The organism is Amycolatopsis sp. cmx-4-83 (genome assembly GCF_046548815.1).
Lineage (GTDB): Bacteria > Actinomycetota > Actinomycetes > Mycobacteriales > Pseudonocardiaceae > Amycolatopsis > Amycolatopsis pretoriensis_A.
Map to the genome: position 1 here is coordinate 14,804 of NZ_JAEBEF010000007.1, position 19,474 is coordinate 34,277.

Below are 19,474 nucleotides of genomic sequence, written 5' to 3' on the forward strand. Positions count from 1 at the left end.
GGCCCGCGTGCCCGGCCCGGGAGGGGACGCCGAGGCGCAGGTGGGGGCGGGTCTACCCTGGAAGCCGATGACCGAGACACAGGCACCCAGGGCGTACCAGATCCGCACCTTCGGCTGCCAGATGAACGTGCACGACTCCGAGCGGCTCGCCGGGCAGCTCGAAGACGCCGGGTACGTCCCCGTCGACCACGGGGGCAAGCCCGACCTCATCGTGTTCAACACCTGCGCCGTCCGGGAGAACGCGGACAACAAGCTCTACGGCACCCTCGGGCACCTGCGTCCCGACAAGGTCGCCAACCCCGACCTGCAGATCGCCGTCGGGGGGTGTCTCGCGCAGAAGGACCGCGGGGAGATCGTCAAGCGCGCTCCCTGGGTGGACGTCGTCTTCGGGACGCACAACATCGGGTCGCTGCCGACCCTGCTCGAACGCGCCCGGCACAACGCCGAGGCCGAGGTCGAGATCCTCGAATCGCTCGAGACCTTCCCCTCCACGCTGCCCGCGCGCCGCGAGTCGTCGTACGCGAGCTGGGTGTCCGTTTCGGTCGGGTGCAACAACACCTGCACCTTCTGCATCGTCCCGGCCCTGCGCGGGAAGGAACGCGACCGGCGGCCCGGCGAGATCCTCGCCGAGGTCGAGGCGCTCGTTGCCGAAGGCGTGCTCGAAGTCACGCTGCTCGGGCAGAACGTCAACTCCTACGGTGTCGAGTTCGGCGACCGGCTCGCCTTCGGGAAGCTGCTGCGCGCCGCCGAGGGGATCGGCGGGCTCGAGCGCGTGCGGTTCACCTCGCCGCACCCGGCCGCGTTCACCTCGGACGTGATCGACGCCATGGCCGAGACCCCGAACGTCTGCCACCAGCTGCACATGCCGCTGCAGTCCGGGTCGGACCGGGTCCTGCGCGAGATGAAGCGGTCCTACCGCTCGGCGCGCTTCCTGAAGATCCTCGACGAGGTCCGCGCGGCCATGCCGGACGCCGCGATCACCACCGACATCATCGTCGGCTTCCCCGGGGAGACCGAAGCGGACTTCCAGGCGACGCTGGACGTCGTCGAGCAGGCGCGGTTCTCCAGCGCCTTCACCTTCCAGTACTCGATCCGCCCCGGGACGCCGGCCGCGACGATGCCGGACCAGCTGCCCAAGGCCGTCGTCCAGGAGCGCTACGAGCGGCTGGTCGAGCTGCAGAACGCGATCTCCTGGGAAGAGAACAAGAAGATCGTCGGCCGCCGGGTCGAGCTGCTCGTCGCCGCGGGCGAGGGGCGCAAGGACGCCGAGACGCACCGGATGAGCGGGCGCGCCCGCGACGGGCGGCTCGTGCACTTCACGCCGGCCGGTGACCACGTCGACCGCGCGGTGCGGCCGGGTGACGTCGTCGAGGCGGTCGTCACCTACGGCGCGCCGCACCACCTGGTCGCCGACGGCGATCTGCTGTCCCACCGGCGGACGCGCGCCGGCGACAACGCGGAGGCCGGGCTGCGGCCGAAGACGAGCGGTGTCACGCTGGGCCTGCCGGGCTTCGGAGCTCCGGCGGCCCAGCCCGAACCGGTGAGTGGGTGTGCGCTGTGACCGAGCCCCAGGGCAACGGTGACCTGGCCGAACTGGCCGCCGAGATCGACGAAGCGGGCGTGCACGCGTCCCGGACGGTGGAGCTGGGCCGGCGCGGGTTCACCATCGCCGTGTTCTCGTTCGTGCTGCTGATCTGCCTGATCCTGCCGTGGGTCGGCGACCACGCGGGCTGGCAGGTGCTGGCCGGCGAGGGCGGCGGCATCCCGCAGCTGTTCGCGGCGACGTCGACCGGCGTCGGCATCCTCGCGTCCGCGCTGGCGCTGGTGACGCGCCGCTGGTGGCTGGCCTGGGTGTGCGCCGCCGGCGGCTGGTTCGCTTCGGTGGACGGGCTGCTGGCCATCTGGTCGCAGCAGTCGTCGCACGCCAGCGGCGCCGCGGGCGGCGGACCCGGCTTCGGCCTGATCATCGCCTGGATCGCGATGATCTGCCTCGCCGTGCAGTGGATGCGCACGGCGTTCTCGCGCTCCTAGCGCACCACGAGGCCGATCACGCTGGAGACCGCGCTGACGTAGAGCTCGGTTTCCGGGTGGTAGACGCGCAGCGTCAGGCTGGCGCGGACGCTGAAGCTCAGGCTGAACACGAAGTTCCCGTTCGGCCGGCAGGTGCCGGTGCTGAGGTCGACCCAGACGCCGGCCCGCAGCTGCTGGACGATCACCGGCTCACCGCCGGCGATGCTCTCCTGCCCGCCGAGGTCGGCGAACGAGCCCTTGATCTTCGCCGTCTCGCCGACCTTGACGCTCTTCTTGTCGGCCTGGGCCTCGACCTTGGCCTTGTGCTTCTTCCCCTGCACCGCGGCGGGCACGGGCCCGGCGGCCGCCAGCGCGACGGCCGGGGCGGCGAGCGCGACGGTGCAGGCGACGACCAGTGCGGACACGAAGTTCGATGGCTTGCTCATGATCGAAGTGCAGCACCGCGGGGCCGGGAAAGCGCCCGGTGACCCCCGGCCGTGCAGCCCGTCACACCGCTTCGGGTGACGCGTTAACCGTCCGCCCACGGAACCCAGGCCGCGGCGGTCGGCGCCTGCTCGGCGGCGGTCCGAACTCGCTTCGAAGACCGCTGCTGAGCCAGCCACCCGAGACGGCCGCGCTCGAGACCAGGCCTTGCGCGGGCGCTGGGAACCGCGAGCGGCAGCGATCCGGTCCCACCGCGGCTGACCCCAAGTTCGAGAGGCCGCCTTGCAGAACCCCGAGTTCCTCAAGGCGGCCTTCACGAACTCGGCCTCAGCGGTCCGCGACCGCCGCCTCCGCGGCTTCCAACCACTCGCGCCACTGCGCGGCCTGCTCGTCGGCCTTCTTCGCCCGGCGCTCGTCGCCCGCCGCGCGGGCCTTGGCGGCCTGCGATTCGAACTGCTCGACGCGCTCGCGAAACTGCGCCGCGCGGGCCTGGGCCTCGGGGTCCGTGCGGCGCCAGCGGTTGTCCTCCGCCGACTTCACCGCGTCCTGGACCGCCTTCAGCCGGCCGTCGAGCTCGCGGATGCGTTCGCGCGGGACCTTGCCGATCTCGTCCCACTGCTCCTGGATCTTGCGCAGCGCGCCCTTCGCCGCCTCCAGGTTGGCCGCCGCGTCGATCTTCTCGGCCTCGATCAGGAGTTCTTCCTTGCGGGCCGCGTTCTGGGTGAACTCGGCGTCGCGCTCGGAGAACACCGCGGAGCGGCGGGCGAAGAACTTGTCCTGCGCCGCGCGGAAGCGCTGCCACAGCGCCTCGTCGCTGTCCTTCGGGGCCCGGCCGGCGGCCTTCCACTCGGTCATCAGGTCCTTGTAGCGGCCCGCGGTGTCGCCCCAGTCCTCGGACTCGCTGATGGCCTCGGCCTCGGCGATGAGCTCTTCCTTGCGCTGCTTGGCCGACGCGCGCTGCTTGTCGAGCTCCGCGAAGTGCGACCCGCGACGGCGGTTGAACCCCTCCCGGGCCTTCGAGAACCGCTTCCACAGCTCGTCGTCGGTCTTCCGGTCGACGCCCTTGACCGTCTTCCACTCGTCCAGGATCGAGCGCAGCCGGTCGCCCGCCGCCTTCCACTGGGTGGAGTCGGCGGCGATCTTCTCGGCCTCCTCGGCCAGCTCCTGCTTGCGCGCGACCGCGGCGGCACGGGCCTCTTCACGCTCCGCCTTCGCGCTGGCCAGCGCCTTCTCGGCGTGCGCGATGACGTACTCGAGGCGTGCGGCGAGCGCGGCCAGGTCACCCACCACGGCGGACTCGGCCAGCCCGTCCCGGATCTGGGTGGCGCTCGACAGCGCGTGCTTCGGGTCGCCGGCCCCGGAGGCCAGCCGCGTCTCCAGCAGCTCGACCTCGGTGCGCAGGTCGTCGAAGCGGCGGGCGTAGTGCACGAGACCCTCGTCGGGGCTGCCGGCCTGCCAGACGCCGACCGCGCGTTCGCCCTCGGCGGTGATGACGTAGACGGTTCCCTCTTCGTCGATCCGGCCCCAGGTGGACGGGGTGGGCTCGGCGGGCGGCACGGGCGGGGCGGCGTGCCCGGCGTGCAGCGCGTGCGGCACCGGGTGCGGGGCCGGGGTACCGGTGGAAGTGTTCTCCTGGGCCATCGCAGGCTCCTTATCGCCTGTACGCCCGCTGGCGCGGGCGCCCCGCCGCGGAAGCGGGGCCGGGTAATGCGGTCGTCACGGGCCGTGCTCGGATGCTACGGCCCCCACGCGGCATTCAAGCAGCTCAGCGCGCACCGTGGTACTGGATGAGCCACTCGAAGCTCGTGATCCTACTTCCGGTGGACGCTCCGTGTCGGCCCGCCGGTATCGTCAGCCGCCGTGAACAGCCTCGTCGCCCCGGTCGCCGTGGTCGGGCCGACAGCCACCGGCAAGACCGCGCTGGCCGTGGAGCTGGCCCTCGAACTCGGCGGCGAAGTCGTCAACGCCGACGCGTTGCAGCTCTACCGCGGCATGGACATCGGTACCGCGAAAGCCACCGAAGCCGAGCGCCGCGGCGTGCCGCACCACCTGCTCGACGTGCTGGACGTGACCGAGACGGCGTCGGTCGCGGCCTACCAGCGCCACGCGCGCGCCGAGATCGAGCGGCTCCTGGCCGCCGGCCGGGTGCCGGTGCTGACCGGCGGGTCCGGCCTGTACGTCCAGGCGGTGCTCGACGACCTGCGGTTCCCCGGTACCGACCCGGCGGTCCGGGCCCGGCTGGACGAGGAGGCCGTGCAACTCGGCACGCCCGCGTTGTACACCCGGCTGGGTGAACGCGATCCGGCCGCGGCGGCGGCGATCCTGCCGACGAACACCCGGCGGATCGTGCGTGCCCTCGAAGTCATCGAGATCACCGGCGAGCCGTTCTCGGCGAACCTCCCCAAGCCCGGGCCCGCCCGCTACGGCACGGTCGTGGTCGGCGTCGACCGGGAGCCCGCGGAGCTCGACGAGCGCGTCGACGAACGCGTCCGGCGCATGTTCGCGGCCGGGCTCGTCGACGAGGTGCGCGAACTCGAGAAGCGGGGATTGCGCGAAGGCAAGACGGCGTCGCGGGCGCTCGGCTACCAGCAGGTGCTCGCCGAGCTGGACGGCGGCGGCGACTTCGAAGCGGCCGCCGCGGCGACCGCGCAGGCGACGCGGCGCTTCGTCCGGAAGCAACGTTCCTGGTTCCGGCGCGACCAGCGGATCCACTGGTTCGGCGGCGCCGATCCGGGGCTGGCCGCGCGCGTCCTGGATACCCTGGGCCGGTAATCTTGCCCCTATGGGCGGAATCGAGTTCCTCAAGGGGCACGGCACGCAGAACGACTTCGTGCTGCTCCCCGATCCGGCGGGCCGCCTCGAGCTGACCGCGGCCAGGGTCGCCGCGCTGTGCGACCGCCGCCGCGGCCTCGGGGCCGACGGCGTGCTGCGCGTCGTCCGCGCCGCCGCGCTCGACGAGCCGTCCGCGGGCGAGTGGTTCATGGACTACCGCAACGCCGACGGGTCGATCGCGGAGATGTGCGGCAACGGCACGCGCGTGTTCGCCCGCTACCTCGTCGAAGCGGGCCTGGCGACCGAGGGCGAGTTCGTCATCGGCACCCGTGCGGGCGACCGCCCGCTGGTGGTGCACCCGGACCGGTCGGTGACGGTGCAGATGGGCCCGGCGACGATCACCGGCACGTCGGTCACGGTGGTGGCCGGCCGCCCGTTCTCGGGCGTCGCGGTGAACGTCGGCAACCCGCACCTGGTGTCGGTGCTCGACGACGACGTCGCCGGCCTCGACCTGCGCGACCAGCCCGACTTCGACCACGACGTCTTCCCGCACGGCGTGAACCTCGAGTTCGTCAACCGCCTCGGCGAGGGCGCGCTGCGGATGCGCGTCCACGAACGCGGGGTGGGGGAGACCCGGGCGTGCGGCACCGGCACGGTCGCCGCGGTGGCGGCCGCGTTCCACCTGGCGGGCACGGACACCGGCTCGTCCACTGTGGACATCCCGGGCGGCCGGGTGGAGGTCACGGTGTCGCGGGGCGCGTCGACGTTGTCGGGCCCGGCGGAGATCGTGGCCCGCGGCGAGATCGACGAAGGCTGGTGGGCCGCCGCCGGTTCGTGACGGCGGCCCCTCGCCTCAGATCTTCGCTTCCACCGCGAACTCGCCTTCGCGCGTCTCCACCGAAGTGATCGCGCCCGCGACGCGGATGTCCGCCTGGATGTCCGCGAACCGCGCCAGCAGCTCGGCCGGGCCGGTGACCGTCAGCGTCTCGACGGCGGTCCGCATCGACACCTTCGCGTCCGTCTTCGCCCGCCGGACCGCCGCGATCACCGCGCCGGCCAGGGAAAGCAGCTCCGGGTCGCCGCCGGACGACGACGCCGTGGGCCACCCGGCCCGGTGCACCGAGCCCTCCTGCCACCACGACCAGACTTCTTCGGTCGCGAACGGCAGGAACGGCGCGAACAGCCGCAGCACCGCCGACAACGCCGTCACCAGCGCCGCCTGCGCCGACGAAGCCGCCGCCGGGCCGAGGTCGCCGTACGCGCGGCCCTTCACCAGCTCGACGTAGTCGTCGCAGAACGTCCAGAAGAACGTCTCCGTCACCTGCAGCGCCCGCGCGTAGTCCAGCGCCTCCAACGCCGCGGTCGCCGAGGACACGACGGCGTCCAGCGACGCCAGCAGCGCACGGTCGAGGGGTTCCCCCACCACCGCGGAAGCGGACGGCACGCCCAGGCCCAGCACGAACCGGCTCGCGTTGAGCAGCTTCGTCGCCAGGCGGCGGCCGACCTTCATCTGCCCTTCGTCCACCGCCGTGTCGACGCCCGGGCGCGCGCTCGCCGCCCAGTAGCGGACCGCGTCGGAGCCGAAGCGCTCCAGCAGGTCCACCGGCGTGATCACGTTGCCGATGGACTTCGACATCTTCTTGCGGTCGGGGTCGAGCACCCAGCCCGCGATCGACGTCTCCCGCCACGGCAGCACGCCGTGCTCCAGCTCCGCGCGCACCGCCGTCGAAAACAGCCAGGTGCGGATGATCTCGTGCGCCTGCGGCCGCAGGTCCATCGGGAACACCCGGGCGAACAAGTCGTCGTCGAGGGTCCACCGGCCGACGATCTGCGGCGTCAGCGACGACGTCGCCCACGTGTCCATCACGTCGGCGTCGGCGACGAACCCGCCGGGCACGCCGCGTTGTTCGGCGGTGAAGCCCGGTGGGACGTCGCTGCTCGGGTCGACCGGCAGGTCTTCGGGCAGCAGGCGGGCGTCGTAGTCCGGTTCGCCGTGCGCGTCGAGCCGGTACCACAGCGGGATCGGCACGCCGAAGAACCGCTGGCGGCTGACCAGCCAGTCGCCGGCGAGGTTCTCCACCCACGACGAGTACCGGACGCGCATGTGCTTCGGCACCCAGTTCAGTTCCTCGCCCCGGGCCAGCATCTTCTCCCGGAACGCCGGGTCGTTGCCGCCGTTGCGCAGGTACCACTGCCGGCTCGCGACGATTTCCAGCGGCTTGTCGCCCTTTTCGTAGAACTTCACCGCATGCGTGATCGGCCGCGGCTCACCGCGCAGGGCGCCGGCTTCGCGCAGCAGGCCGACCAGGATCTCGCGTCCCGTGTGGACGGTCTTGCCGACCAGCGGCGCGTACGCCTCCGCGGGCACGCCGGCGGGCGCGTCGGGCAGGAACCGGCCGTCGCGGCCCAGCACCACCCGCGTCGCCAGCCGCAGCTCGCGCCACCACGTGACGTCCGTGGTGTCGCCGAACGTGCACACCATCGCGATGCCGCGGCCCTTCCCGGGATCCGCGAGGTGGTGCGCCACCACGGGCACCTCGACGCCGAACACCGGCGTCCGCACGGACTTCCCGAACAGCGGCTTGAACCGCTCGTCGTCCGGGTGTGCCACCAGCGCGACGCACGCGGGCAGCAGCTCCGGCCGGGTCGTCGCGATCACGACGTCGCCGTCCGGCCCGTCGAACGCGAGGTCGTGGAAGGCGCCCGGGCGTTCGCGGTCCTCCAGCTCGGCCTGCGCGACGGCGGTGCGGAACGACACGTCCCAGAGCGTCGGCGCTTCGGCCTGGTAGGCCTCGCCGCGCTCGAGGTTGCGCAGGAACGCGCGCTGCGAGATCAACCGCGAGTCGTGCCCGATCGTCTGGTAGGTCATCGTCCAGTCGACCGACAGCCCGAGCTGCCGCCACAGCTGCTCGAACACCTTCTCGTCGGTCTCGGTCAGCGTTTCGCACAGCTCGACGAAGTTCCGCCGCGACACGGCCACGACGTTCTTGCCCGGCTTCTCCGGCGGCCGGAAGTCCGGGTCGTAGGGCAGCGACGGCTCGCAGCGGACGCCGAAGTGGTTCTGCACCCGGCGTTCGGTCGGCAGGCCGTTGTCGTCCCACCCCATCGGGTAGAACACCTCGAGCCCGCGCATCCGCTTGAACCGCGCCAGCACGTCGGTGTGGGTGTAGGAGAAGACGTGCCCGATGTGCAGGGACCCGCTGACCGTCGGCGGGGGAGTGTCGATCGAGTAGACCTCTTCGCGGGTCTTCGTGCGGTCGAAGCGGTAGGCGCCGGTGGACTCCCATACGGGTACCCACTTGGCCTCCAGACCGTCGACACCGACCTTGTCCGGGACTCGCGGGCGCTCGTGTGGGTTGCTCATGAAGCAACTCTAGGCGGCGGGAGAACCGCTTTTCGCCGCGGTCGGCAGGTCGCGCATCGTCCGCAGCGGCGAGCAGACGACCCACAGCGCGGCGGCCGCCTCCCCGGCCGCCGCGACCCAGATCGCCCCGCGCAGCCCGAGACCTTCGCCGAGCGCGCCGCCCAGCAGACCGCCGAGCGGCAGCGTGCCCCAGACGAGGAACCGGACGCTCGCGTTCATCCGGCCCATCAGCCGGTCCGGGCAGATCGCCTGGCGGTAGGAAACCTGCGCGACGTTGTAGACGATCACCCCGAACCCGTAGACGACCTCGCCGAACGCGGCGAGCACGAGCCGCCAGTCCGCGCCGGTCCAGGGGAGCAGCAGGTGCGCGGGCCAGGACAGCAGCGGGACCAGCCAGATCGTGCGGGCGTGCCCGATCCGGCGGGTCAGCGCGCCGGAGAAGACCGCCCCGAGGATGCCGCCCGCGCCGCCGACGGCGAGCATCACGCCGACCAGCGCGGGGGACAGCCCGACGGTACGCGTGAAGAACAGCACCTGGACCGCCACGAACGCGCCGCCGAAGAGGTTCGCCGTCGCCGTGCACGCCACGCTCGACCGCAACGGCTTGTCGGAGAAGACGAACCGCAGCCCTTCCGCGATCTGCTGCCCCAGGCGCGTGTGCCCGGTGGGTTCCGGCGCCGGCTCGGCCGCGCGGATCCGCAGCAGGCACAGCGCCGACGTCAGGTAGCCGAAGGCGGTGACGAGCACCGTGCCGGCCGCGCTGATCAGCTGGACCAGCACGCCCGCGCCGCTCGGCCCGGCGACCTGCGCGACCGACTGGACCGCCTGCAGCTTCGCGTTGCCTTCGAGGAGGTGCTCCCGCCCCACGAGTGAGGGCAGGTACGACTGGTAGGCGACGTCGAAGAACACCGTCGCCACGCCGACGACCAGCATGACGACGACCAGCTGCGTGAGCGTCAGCACGCCCGCCCACCAGGCCAGCGGCACGCTCAGCAGCAGCGCGAAGCGGACGAAGTCGGCCGTGAGCATGACCCGGCGGCGGCGCAGCCGGTCCACCCAGACCCCGGCGGGCAGCCCGATCAGCAGGAACGCGACCGTCTCGGCCGCGGTGAGCAGGCCCATCTCGAACGGTGTCGCGGCCAGCGTCACCGCCGCGAGCAACGGAACCGCCGTGTAGCCGACCGCGGTGCCGAACTGGCTGGCCGTGTCGCCGGCCCAGAGCCGCCGGAAATCGGCGTGGAAGAACAGTGACCCCCTGCGCATGGCGACGAGTGTGCCGCGAGTGATTGGAAAGTGTCAATCACTGTTCGCTCTAGGCTGTGCCGGTGCCACCCGAGAAACGACGTACCGCCACCGAAGCCGAGGCCGCCGCGCTAGCCTCCGGAATACGGCTGCGCATCATCCGGTTGACCTTCTCGGAGGCGCTGACGAACAAGGAGCTGGCGCAGCGGCTGGGCCGGGACCCGGCGACGACGCTGCACCACGTGCGCAGGCTCGTCGACACCGGCTTCCTCGCCGCGCAGCCCCCGCGCCGCGGGACCCGCGGCGCCCGGGAAATCCCGTATCTTTCGACGGGCCTTTCGTGGACACTCGACTCATGCGGTGACAAGGACGTGGAGCAGGCGGTACTCGAGGCCTATCTGGCCGAGATCGCCGACACCGGATTCGAGGGCGTGCACCAGACGCGCCTGGTCGTCCAGGTGGCCCCCGAGGAGCGGGCGGAGCTGGAAACCCGGCTCAACGCCCTGCTCGAGGAGTTCCGCGCGCGCCCCCGCCGTCCCGGCGCCGAGCGCACCGCGGTCTACCTCGCCACCTATCCCAGCACGTAAAAGTTCGGTTCCCGCGGCGAAACGTGGGAACATGGAGGCACGATGACAGATCTGACACACACCGAAGACCACGACGACGACCTGTACGACGGCGACCCGTCGACGGGTGAGATGGAGCTCGAGGACCGGGCGTCGCTGCGCCGGGTCAGGGGACTGTCCACGGAGCTCGAGGACGTCACCGAGGTCGAGTACCGGCAACTGCGGCTCGAACGCGTCGTGCTGGTCGGCGTGTGGACCGAGGGCACGGCCCTGCAGTCCGAGGCGTCGCTGGCCGAGCTGGCGCGCCTGGCCGAGACGGCGGGCTCGGAGGTCCTCGAAGGCCTCATCCAGCGGCGGCCGAAGCCGGACCCGGCCACCTACATCGGCTCGGGCAAGGTCAAGGAGCTGCGGGACATCGTCGGCTCCACCGGCGCCGACACCGTGATCTGCGACGGCGAGCTCTCGCCGGGCCAGCTGCGGCAGCTCGAGGAGAAGGTCAAGGTCAAGGTCATCGACCGGACCGCCCTGATCCTCGACATCTTCGCCCAGCACGCCCGGTCCAAGGAGGGCAAGGCGCAGGTCGAGCTGGCCCAGCTGCAGTACCTGATCCCGCGGCTGCGCGGGTGGGGTGCGTCGCTGTCCCGGCAGGCCGGTGGCCGCGCCGGTGGCGCGAACGGCGGCGTGGGCCTGCGCGGTCCCGGTGAGACCAAGCTCGAGACCGACCGGCGGCGGATCAACAAGCGCGTGGCGAAGCTGCGCCGCGAGATCGCCGCGATGGACACCATCCGCGAGACCAAGCGCGGGCGGCGGCTGGCCAACGAGGTCCCCAGCGTGGCGATCGTCGGCTACACCAACGCCGGCAAGTCGAGCCTGCTCAACGCGCTGACCGGGGCCGGGGTGCTGGTGGAGGACGCGCTGTTCGCCACCCTCGACCCGACCACGCGGCGCGCGCAGACCACGGACGGGCGCGGCTACACGCTGACCGACACCGTCGGGTTCGTGCGGCACCTGCCGCACCAGCTGGTCGACGCGTTCCGCTCGACGCTGGAGGAGGCCGCGGACGCGGACCTGCTGCTGCACGTGGTGGACGGGGCCGACCCGGCACCGGAGGAGCAGGTCAGCGCCGTGCGCGAGGTGCTCGGCGAGATCACCCGCAAGCGCAAGGAGCCGCTCCCGCCGGAGCTGCTGGTGATCAACAAGATCGACGCGTCCGACGAGGTCAGCCTCGCCCGGCTGCGGCACGCGCTGGCCGGCTCGGTCCAGGTCTCGGCGCGGACCGGGGCGGGGATCCCGGAGCTCGTCGAAGTGCTCGCCGACCGCCTGCCGCGGCCGGAGGTCACCGTCGAGGTCCTCGTGCCCTACACGCGCGGCGAGCTGGTCGCGCGGGCGCACGCGGACGGCGAAGTCCTCGAAGAGGAACACGCCGAGGACGGCACGCGCCTGCTGGTGCGGGTCCGCCCGGACCTCGCCGCGGCTTTGCGCGAGTTCGAGACCAACTCGACCAGGGCCTGAGACGTCTCCGTAGTGTGCGATCCACTGGGGTCGCACACTACGGAGGTGGCTGGGTGCGCTGGGTGGTCGCTTTCGCGGCGGTTTCGCTGGCTTTGCTGAGCGGGCCCGTCCCGGCTTGGGCGGCTCCGGCTCCGGAGCCGCTGTGCACGATGAAGGACTCGCGGATCGGCGAGCTGTCCGGCCTGGTTTCCGACGGCTCGAAGCTCTACGCGATCAACGACGGCGGCACCAAGGCCCAGGTGTTCGTGCTCGGGCGCGACTGCAAGGTGCAGAAGGTCCTCAGCGACAAGACCGACCCGTTCGACGTCGAGGACCTGGCCCGCACGCCCGACGGGACGCTGTGGCTGTCGGACACCGGCGACAACCTGAAGGGGCGGCTGACGGTCGCCCTGCTGGAAATGAGCCCGGCCGGCAAGGTCACGCTGCACCGCCTCACCTACCCCGACGGCCAGCACGACACCGAAGCGCTGCTGATGGACAAGTCGGGGACGCCGTACCTGATCACCAAGGACGTCCTGGGCGAGGCCCGCGTCTACCGGCCTTCCGGGCCGCTGGCCAGCCCGGGCCCGACGAACCTGGAGAAGGTCGGCTCGCTGAAGATCGAGACGACGGACACCCAGGGCGGGCCGGTCGGGTCGATCGGTTCGGTGCTGGTCACCGGCGCCGCTTCGATGGCGGACGGCAGTGTCGTCGCGCTGCGGACGTACACCGACGCCTACGTCTACCCGGTTCCGGACGGCGACCTCCTGGCCGCGTTGCAGCGCAACCCCGTCCGGATCCCGTTGCCGGGGGAGAAGCAGGGCGAAGCGATCGCGTTCGACCCCGACGGCACGTTGATCTCCGGCAGCGAAGGGGTGGGCCAGCCCCTCCGCACGGTGCGGGGCGCGGCGGCTCTGGCCGCGCAGTCCGGCGCACCGGCGGAGGGGACGACCTCGACCGGCGCCGGCGCTTCGTCCGGCTCGGGGGACGGGGCCGGGCTCCCCGTCCTGCCCGCTGCCGGGATCACGCTGGCGGTGGTCGGTGTCGGCTGGTTCGGCTTCAGCAGACTGCGTCGCCGTTCTCGCCGCTGACCTCCGGCTCCCCACGGCCGAAGATCATCCGATCCGGTGAACCTCCCGGGCCGTGCGAAAGCCCGGGAGCACCTTTTTCAAAGCCTGCGGAGCACGGCCACGACCTTGCCGAGCACCGTCGCGTCGTCGCCGGGGATCGGCTCGTACGCCTCGTTGTGCGGCATCAGCCAGATGTGGCCGTTCTTGCGCTTGAACGTCTTGACCGTGGCCTCGCCGTCGATCATCGCCGCGACGATCTCGCCGTTGTCCGCGTCCGGCTGCTGCCGGACCACGACCCAGTCGCCGTCGGTGATGGCCGCGTCGATCATCGAGTCGCCCGTGACCTTGAGCAGGAACAGCTCGCCCTCGCCGACGATCTCCCGCGGCAGCGGGAAGACGTCCTCGATGGCCTGCTCGGCCAGCACCGGGCCACCGGCGGCGATCCGGCCGACCAGCGGCACGTACGCCGCCTTCGGCATGACCGGCTGCTGGTCCATCTCGATGCCCATGGGGTTGTCGTCGGTCGCCGAGAGCACCCCGACCGCGCGCGGGCGGTTCGCGTCCCGGCGCAGGTAACCCTTGCGCTGCAGGGCGCGCAGCTGGTGGGAGACCGACGACGTCGACGTCAGCCCGACCGCTTCACCGATTTCACGGACGCTCGGCGGGTAGCCGAAGCGGCTCACCCACGAGCGGATCACGTCGAGGACCTGCTGCTGGCGGACGGTGAGGGTCTCGTCCACGTCGTACACCTCGGGCATGGCGTGCACCTTGCCCGAGCCACCGGGGGACCCACTGGTCCTGCCCGCCTTGTTCTCCTTCGCCACTGCGTCGCCTCCCAGACGTTCGCTGCACGTATCTGCGCGCCGGCCGCCGCCCGCCGGGTGCGGGCAGCCTCGCCGGGCGGCACCTGCCCGGCAGATGCCCTGGTCACCGACGTTAGCCCCCGGGCACGGCGATTTCAAACATCTGTTCGATCGACACGCCGTGTCCGCTCGATTTTGTCGGTGGTAGGTGGTAGACCTTCGCACGGGCGTTCGATAGAACGCCTGTTCGACCTTGATCCGCCGACCGGCCCCGGCCCGCGGAAACAGGCGGACACCAGGGTTTCGAGGAGGTTCGGATGTCCATTCTGGCCGAACGCGGGCCGATGCGCCCGGCGACTCCGGTCCCGGCGCAGCCCCGCCCCGTGCACGTGCTGCGCGGCCGCCGCGGCGAAGTGCAGCGCCCGCCGACCCGCGCCCGGGTCGTGGCGGGCCGCCGCCCGGCCGGCTCGCCCTGCGCGGCGCCCCGCCGGGTGCCGGTGCGGTGGCCGTGGCTCGCCGCGCTCGGCGTCGCGAGCTGCCTGGTGGTCGCCGGTCTCGGCCTGCTGGGCGGCGGCACCCCGGGTGCTCCGGTGCCCGCGCGGACCGCGACGGTGTCGGTCGAGCAGGGCGACACGCTGTCTTCGCTGGCCGCGCGCTTCGCGCCGGAAAGCGAGCCGGGTGCCGTCGTCGCCCGGATCAAGGAGCTCAACCGCCTGGACCAAGCCGTCCTCGTGCCCGGGCTGCCCCTCACGGTCCCGGTCGCCGACGCACCCTGAGCCGCCTCCCTTCTCCGGGGATGCCGAGTCCGGCTCGCCGCGAAACGGCGTTACCGGCCTGGGTGGGCACGTTCGACGGCGCCGGCCAAGATTCACTCGGCCCGGTGAAATCACCGGCCGGTCCGACGGAGGGCTGCCGCGACGGCTTGCCGCGTCGGCGAATCCGGCTCGGGCCGCTCCGGTCCATTCGCGACGGGAGCCGCCGGGACGGCGTTCGCACCCCCTCCCGCGGGAGGTCTCACCCGGCCGGGTCCGACACGCCGCCGCAGCTTGCGCGAGCTCGCGCCGAGTTCTACTGTCGCCCGCTATATGTAGTAGTTACACCGCTGTAGTTGGTCCACAGGTTGGGGTAGACTGGGCAGCAGTTGTCCACAGCTGGCCGTCTTTCACCCACCGGATGTCCACAAGTCGATCACCAGGTGCAGGGGTACCGGGCGGTCGCGGCACGGCCACGCGTGGTGGCCGGGGGACGTCGACCGGGGCGGGCGGCGATGAGGGGAAGGTGATCGGCGGATGAGGTGCCCGTTCTGCCGGCATGCGGACTCCCGGGTCGTCGACTCCCGAGAGGTGGATGAAGGCCAGGCGATCCGCAGGCGGCGCTCGTGCGCGTCGTGCGGACGGCGGTTCACGACGTCGGAGACGATGGTGCTCGCCGTCGTCAAGCGGTCCGGGGTCACCGAACAGTTCAGCCGGGACAAGGTGGTGAGCGGCGTCCGCCGCGCCTGCCAGGGCAGGCCGGTCGACGACGACGCGCTGCAGCAGCTCGCGCAGCGCGTGGAGGAGTCGATCCGCTCTGCCGGTCTGGCGGAGATCCCGAGTCACGAGGTCGGCCTGGCCATCCTGGGCCCGCTGCGTGAGCTCGACGGGGTCGCCTACCTCCGGTTCGCCAGCGTCTACCGCTCCTTCTCGTCCGTCGAGGACTTCGAGAAGGAGATCGCCGATCTGCGTGAGGCCATGGCGGGTTCTGCTGCTCCGGAGGAGAGCGATCAGCGCGAAGACGGCGATTGAGCCGTCCCGCTGCGGGAGTGAGGGTTCGACCGATGACCGAAACCGTGGGAACCGGGACCGGCGCGGCCGCCGGCAAGAAGAGCAAGGCAGCCGGCGGGCTGAGCGTGAAGCGCGTCTTCACCACCGAAGGGCAGCACCCCTACGACCAGGTGACCTGGGAACAGCGCGACGTCGTGATGACGAACTGGCGCGACGGCTCGGTCAACTTCGAGCAGCGCGGCGTGGAGTTCCCCGACTTCTGGTCGGTCAACGCCACCAACATCGTCACCAGCAAGTACTTCCGCGGCGCCGTCGGCAGCCCGCAGCGCGAGCGCAGCCTCAAGCAGCTGATCGACCGGGTCGTGAAGACCTACGTCAAGGCCGCGCTCGACCACGGCTACTTCACCTCGCCGCAGGACCTCGAAATCTTCGAGCACGAGCTCACCTGGATGCTGCTGCACCAGGTCTTCAGCTTCAACTCCCCGGTCTGGTTCAACGTCGGCACGGCGTCGAAGCAGCAGGTCAGCGCGTGTCAGCCGTACGACGCCCTGGTGAGCACCCCCGGCGGCGCGGTACCGATCGGCCGCTTCGTCGAGCTGGACGCCGTGGGTGCCAAGGTCTACGACGCGCACGGGCTGACCAAGGTCGTCGCCACCAAGGCGAACGGGATCAAGGAAGTCCTGCGAGTCACGACGAAGTCGGGGCACGTCCTGGACGTCACGGCCGATCACCTCGTGTGGCGTGCGAGTGCGGGCGGCGGGAAGTTCGTGCCCGCCGGCGAGCTGCGGGTCGGGGACCAGCTCGAATGGCACCGCCGCGCCGCTTTCGGTGAAGAGGAGATCAGGGAAACCGACATCGCCGAAGCCGCGCTGGCGGGCTGGTTGCAGTCGGACGGTTTCGTCGGGCAGTACGAAGGCACGAACCGCTCGCTCACCATCGAAGCGATGACCGTGAACGACGCCGAGCTGAGCTGGGTGCGCAACGCGCTCGACCGCGTCTTCCCGGACGTCCACCGCCACGAACGTGCCGTCGAAACCCAGGACGAGACACTCGACTGCCGCCGAACCCGGCTCTACGGCAACGTCCTCGAGAACTTCGTCGAGGCCTGGGGCTTGCGTGCTCGCGGCGTCGACATGGCGGTGCCGGAGTTCCTGTACACGGCGCCGCTTCCGGTCGTGGCCGCGTACCTGCGGAGCATCTTCCAGGCGGAGGGCTACGTATCCGCGCGGGAGCGGTCCACTTTGGTCGCGCTGGACATGATCGGCGAAGAACTCGTCCGTGGTCTCCAGCAGCTGCTGGCCCGGTTCGGCATCTTCGCCCGGGTGGGCCGTAAGAAGGAGAGCCGGCCGGATCGGCACGACCTCTGGGGCATCCGGATCCAGAACGCCGGTGACCGGCGGATCTTCGCGGACGAGATCGGCTTCGTCGATCCGGTGAAGACCGCGAAGCTGGAGGCGTCGTTCGAAAAGCCGGGCCTGGCCGCCCACGAGCGGAAGCGGCTGGAGATCGCCGCGATCGAAACCCGTGGCGAGCTGCCGGTCTACGACATCCAGACGGAATCCGGCGAGTACCTTTCCGGAAACCTCCGTGTCCACAACTGTTTCATCCTCGCCGTCGACGACACGATGGAGTCGATCCTCAACTGGTACCGCGAAGAAGGCCTGATCTTCAAGGGCGGCTCCGGCGCGGGCCTGAACCTCTCCCGCATCCGGTCCTCGAAGGAACTGCTCACCTCCGGCGGCACCGCGTCGGGCCCGGTCTCGTTCATGCGCGGCGCCGACGCGTCCGCGGGCACCATCAAGTCCGGCGGCGCCACCCGGCGCGCGGCGAAGATGGTCGTGCTCGACATCGACCACCCGGACATCGAAGAGTTCGTCCGGACGAAGGCTCGCGAAGAGGAGAAGATCAAGGTCCTCCGCGACGCCGGGTTCGACATGGACCTCTCCGGCGCGGACATCTCCTCGGTGCAGTACCAGAACGCGAACAACTCGGTCCGCGTGTCCGACGAGTTCATGCAGGCGGTCGAGAACGGCACCGACTTCGGCCTGCGCGCCCGGCTCACCGGCGAGGTGATCGACCGGACCGACGCGAAGAAGCTGTTCCGCGGTGTCGCGCAGGCCGCGTGGGAGTGCGCCGACCCCGGCATCCAGTACGACGGCACGATCAACGACTGGCACACCTGCCCGGAGTCGGGCCGGATCACCGCGTCGAACCCGTGCAGCGAGTACATGCACCTCGACAACTCGAGCTGCAACCTCGCGTCGCTGAACCTGCTCAAGTTCGTCACGCCCGAAGGCACGTTCGACGCGCCGCTGTTCGCCCGCGCGGTCGAGTTCGTCATCACCGCGATGGACGTCTCGATCTGCTTCGCGGACTTCCCGACCGAGCCGATCGCCGACACCACGCGGAAGTTCCGCCAGCTCGGCATCGGCTACGCGAACCTCGGCGCGCTGCTGATGGCGCTGGGCCACGCGTACGACTCCGACGGCGGCCGCGCGCTCGCGGCGTCGATCACGTCGCTGATGACGGGTGTTTCCTACCGCCGCTCGGCCGAAATGGCCCAGGCGGTCGGCGCGTACGAGGGCTACGCGCGCAACGCCGAATCGCACCAGCGCGTGATGCGCAAGCACGCGGCGGCGAACGAGCTCGTCCGCACCTACCACTCGAACGACGCCGCGGTCCGCGCGCTGGCGACGCAGGAGTGGAAGAAGGGCATCGACATCGGCACGAAGCACGGCTGGCGCAACGCGCAGGCGTCCGTGCTCGCGCCCACCGGCACCATCGGCTTCATGATGGACTGCGACACGACCGGCATCGAGCCGGACTTCTCGCTGGTCAAGTTCAAGAAGCTCGTCGGCGGCGGCTCGATGCAGATCGTCAACCAGACGGTGCCGCGCGCGCTCGAAGCGCTGGGTTACCAGGCCGAGCAGGTCGAGGCGATCGTCGAGTTCGTCGCGCAGAACGGCCACGTCGTCGACGCGCCGGGCCTGCGTCCCGAGCACTACGAGGTGTTCGACTGCGCGGTCGGCGAGCGCTCGATCGCGCCGATGGGCCACGTCCGGATGATGGCCGCGGTGCAGCCGTTCCTGTCGGGCGCCATCTCGAAGACGGTCAACATGCCGGAGTCGGCGACGGTCGAAGAGGTCGAGGAGATCTACTTCCAGGGCTGGAAGCTCGGCCTCAAGGCCCTCGCGATCTACCGCGACAACTGCAAGGTCGGCCAGCCGCTGTCGACGGCCAAGAAGGACAAGGCCGTGGCGGAGCCGGAGAAGGTCGTCGAGTACCGCCCGGTCCGCAAGCGCCTGCCGAAGAAGCGCCCGAGCCAGACGGTGTCGTTCACGGTCGGCGGCGCGGAGGGCTACCTGACGGCGGGTTCGTACCCGGACGACGGCCTCGGCGAGATCTTCGTCAAGCTGGGCAAGCAGGGTTCGACCCTGGCGGGCGTGATGGACGCGTTCTCGATGTCCATTTCGGTCGGCCTCCAGCACGGCATCCCGCTCGAGTTCTACGTCTCGAAGTTCTCCAACCTGCGCTTCGAACCGGCCGGCATGACCGACGACCCGGACATCCGCATCGCGACGAGCGTGATGGACTACCTCTTCCGCCGCCTGGCCCTGGACTACCTGCCGCACGAAAAGCGCACGCAGCTGGGCATCCTGTCGGCGGACGAGCGTTCGGCGGAGGTCGAGGCGAACTACGGCACGCCGTCGAACGTCGACCTCGAGGCCCTGCAGTCCACAGTGGACTCCTCGCCGGAGCCGCACGCGGAGGAAACGGACCACCCCCACCGCGAAGCCCAGACGACGACGGAGCTGATGGAGCTCCGCCTCGGCAAGGCCGCGGACGCCCCGCTGTGCATGACGTGCGGAACGAAGATGCGCCCGGCAGGCTCGTGCTACGCCTGCGAAGGCTGCGGCGCGACTTCGGGTTGTAGCTGACCGCCCGGGTG

At 71.2% G+C, this 19,474-nt stretch carries 15 protein-coding genes; 10 read left to right on the top strand and 5 right to left on the bottom strand.

The annotated features are described in order from the left end of the window. Positions 1 to 67 precede the first annotated feature (67 nt). Positions 68 to 1,561 (top strand): tRNA (N6-isopentenyl adenosine(37)-C2)-methylthiotransferase MiaB, encoded by a 1,494-nt coding sequence (gene miaB, locus ACLJQM_RS21675; RefSeq protein ID WP_410632569.1) that lies wholly within the window; start codon positions 68 to 70, stop codon positions 1,559 to 1,561. Continuing rightward, positions 1,558 to 2,031, top strand: a complete 474-nt coding sequence (locus ACLJQM_RS21680; RefSeq protein WP_247012241.1) for a hypothetical protein — start codon at positions 1,558 to 1,560, stop codon at positions 2,029 to 2,031. Before miaB ends, ACLJQM_RS21680 begins: the two co-directional genes overlap by 4 nt. Here ACLJQM_RS21680 and ACLJQM_RS21685 read toward each other — a convergent pair. Both ACLJQM_RS21685 and ACLJQM_RS21690 read right to left on the bottom strand, forming a co-directional pair. Next, a complete protein-coding gene (locus ACLJQM_RS21685) occupies positions 2,028 to 2,456 on the bottom strand; it encodes a hypothetical protein (protein ID WP_247012239.1) in 429 nt (142 codons plus the stop codon). The genes ACLJQM_RS21680 and ACLJQM_RS21685 overlap by 4 nt on opposite strands. A 325-nt stretch (positions 2,457 to 2,781) precedes the next feature. Beyond that, positions 2,782 to 4,095, bottom strand: coding sequence for a DUF349 domain-containing protein (locus ACLJQM_RS21690; protein WP_410632570.1), 1,314 nt, complete (start codon positions 4,093 to 4,095; stop codon positions 2,782 to 2,784). Positions 4,096 to 4,314: 219 nt separating this feature from the next. Here ACLJQM_RS21690 and miaA point away from each other — a divergent pair, with 219 nt between their 5' ends. Then, positions 4,315 to 5,226 (top strand): tRNA (adenosine(37)-N6)-dimethylallyltransferase MiaA, encoded by a 912-nt coding sequence (gene miaA / locus ACLJQM_RS21695; protein ID WP_410632571.1) that lies wholly within the window; start codon positions 4,315 to 4,317, stop codon positions 5,224 to 5,226. Between the two features lie 10 nt (positions 5,227 to 5,236). Further along, positions 5,237 to 6,064: a diaminopimelate epimerase gene (gene dapF / locus ACLJQM_RS21700; protein WP_410632572.1), complete on the top strand. Its 828-nt coding sequence runs from the start codon at positions 5,237 to 5,239 to the stop codon at positions 6,062 to 6,064. A 15-nt stretch (positions 6,065 to 6,079) separates the two neighbouring features. On the opposite strand, the gene valS is transcribed toward dapF, so the two are convergent. Beyond that, positions 6,080 to 8,590, bottom strand: coding sequence for a valine--tRNA ligase (gene valS, locus ACLJQM_RS21705; protein ID WP_410632573.1), 2,511 nt, complete (start codon positions 8,588 to 8,590; stop codon positions 6,080 to 6,082). Between the two features lie 9 nt (positions 8,591 to 8,599). Continuing rightward, entirely contained in the window at positions 8,600 to 9,853 is a 1,254-nt protein-coding gene (locus tag ACLJQM_RS21710) for an MFS transporter (protein ID WP_410632574.1), read from the bottom strand. A 62-nt stretch (positions 9,854 to 9,915) separates the two neighbouring features. Here ACLJQM_RS21710 and ACLJQM_RS21715 point away from each other — a divergent pair, with 62 nt between their 5' ends. Genes ACLJQM_RS21715 through ACLJQM_RS21725 form a run of 3 tightly spaced genes read left to right on the top strand, consistent with a single transcriptional unit; the run spans position 9,916 to position 12,980 of the window. Further along, on the top strand, positions 9,916 to 10,419 hold the full coding sequence (locus tag ACLJQM_RS21715) for an ArsR/SmtB family transcription factor (protein ID WP_247012228.1): 504 nt from the start codon (positions 9,916 to 9,918) through the stop codon (positions 10,417 to 10,419). A 42-nt stretch (positions 10,420 to 10,461) separates the two neighbouring features. Continuing rightward, positions 10,462 to 11,910, top strand: coding sequence for a GTPase HflX (gene hflX, locus ACLJQM_RS21720; protein ID WP_360766617.1), 1,449 nt, complete (start codon positions 10,462 to 10,464; stop codon positions 11,908 to 11,910). A gap of 53 nt (positions 11,911 to 11,963) precedes the next feature. After that, entirely contained in the window at positions 11,964 to 12,980 is a 1,017-nt protein-coding gene (locus tag ACLJQM_RS21725) for an esterase-like activity of phytase family protein (RefSeq protein WP_410632575.1), read from the top strand. Between the two features lie 77 nt (positions 12,981 to 13,057). Here the strand turns inward: ACLJQM_RS21725 and lexA are convergent, their stop codons facing one another. Further along, a complete protein-coding gene (lexA, locus tag ACLJQM_RS21730) occupies positions 13,058 to 13,717 on the bottom strand; it encodes a transcriptional repressor LexA (protein WP_169735242.1) in 660 nt (219 codons plus the stop codon). 362 nt (positions 13,718 to 14,079) lie between these two features. Here lexA and ACLJQM_RS21735 point away from each other — a divergent pair, with 362 nt between their 5' ends. The 3 genes from ACLJQM_RS21735 to ACLJQM_RS21745 all read left to right on the top strand — a co-directional run bounded on the left by ACLJQM_RS21735 (position 14,080) and on the right by ACLJQM_RS21745 (position 19,463). Further along, positions 14,080 to 14,538 (top strand): LysM peptidoglycan-binding domain-containing protein, encoded by a 459-nt coding sequence (locus ACLJQM_RS21735; RefSeq protein WP_247012222.1) that lies wholly within the window; start codon positions 14,080 to 14,082, stop codon positions 14,536 to 14,538. 513 nt (positions 14,539 to 15,051) lie between these two features. Continuing rightward, the gene (gene nrdR, locus ACLJQM_RS21740; RefSeq protein WP_086676168.1) at positions 15,052 to 15,546 is read left to right on the top strand and encodes a transcriptional regulator NrdR; all 495 of its coding nucleotides are present in this window, start codon (positions 15,052 to 15,054) and stop codon (positions 15,544 to 15,546) included. Between the two features lie 32 nt (positions 15,547 to 15,578). Next, on the top strand, positions 15,579 to 19,463 hold the full coding sequence (locus tag ACLJQM_RS21745; RefSeq protein ID WP_410632576.1) for a vitamin B12-dependent ribonucleotide reductase: 3,885 nt from the start codon (positions 15,579 to 15,581) through the stop codon (positions 19,461 to 19,463). Positions 19,464 to 19,474: the final 11 nt, after the last annotated feature.

Excerpts from the sequence above, each read along its gene's own strand:
- ACLJQM_RS21685 (WP_247012239.1), bottom strand. The coding sequence starts at position 2,456 with ATGAGCAAGCCATCGAACTTCGTGTCCGCACTGGTCGTCGCCTGCACC.
- hflX (WP_360766617.1), top strand. The coding sequence starts at position 10,462 with ATGACAGATCTGACACACACCGAAGACCACGACGACGACCTGTACGAC.
- lexA (WP_169735242.1), bottom strand. The coding sequence starts at position 13,717 with ATGCCCGAGGTGTACGACGTGGACGAGACCCTCACCGTCCGCCAGCAG.
- miaB (WP_410632569.1), top strand. The coding sequence starts at position 68 with ATGACCGAGACACAGGCACCCAGGGCGTACCAGATCCGCACCTTCGGC.
- dapF (WP_410632572.1), top strand. The coding sequence starts at position 5,237 with ATGGGCGGAATCGAGTTCCTCAAGGGGCACGGCACGCAGAACGACTTC.
- ACLJQM_RS21690 (WP_410632570.1), bottom strand. The coding sequence starts at position 4,095 with ATGGCCCAGGAGAACACTTCCACCGGTACCCCGGCCCCGCACCCGGTG.
- valS (WP_410632573.1), bottom strand. The coding sequence starts at position 8,590 with ATGAGCAACCCACACGAGCGCCCGCGAGTCCCGGACAAGGTCGGTGTC.
- ACLJQM_RS21735 (WP_247012222.1), top strand. The coding sequence starts at position 14,080 with ATGTCCATTCTGGCCGAACGCGGGCCGATGCGCCCGGCGACTCCGGTC.
- ACLJQM_RS21745 (WP_410632576.1), top strand. The coding sequence starts at position 15,579 with ATGACCGAAACCGTGGGAACCGGGACCGGCGCGGCCGCCGGCAAGAAG.
- nrdR (WP_086676168.1), top strand. The coding sequence starts at position 15,052 with ATGAGGTGCCCGTTCTGCCGGCATGCGGACTCCCGGGTCGTCGACTCC.
- ACLJQM_RS21710 (WP_410632574.1), bottom strand. The coding sequence starts at position 9,853 with ATGCGCAGGGGGTCACTGTTCTTCCACGCCGATTTCCGGCGGCTCTGG.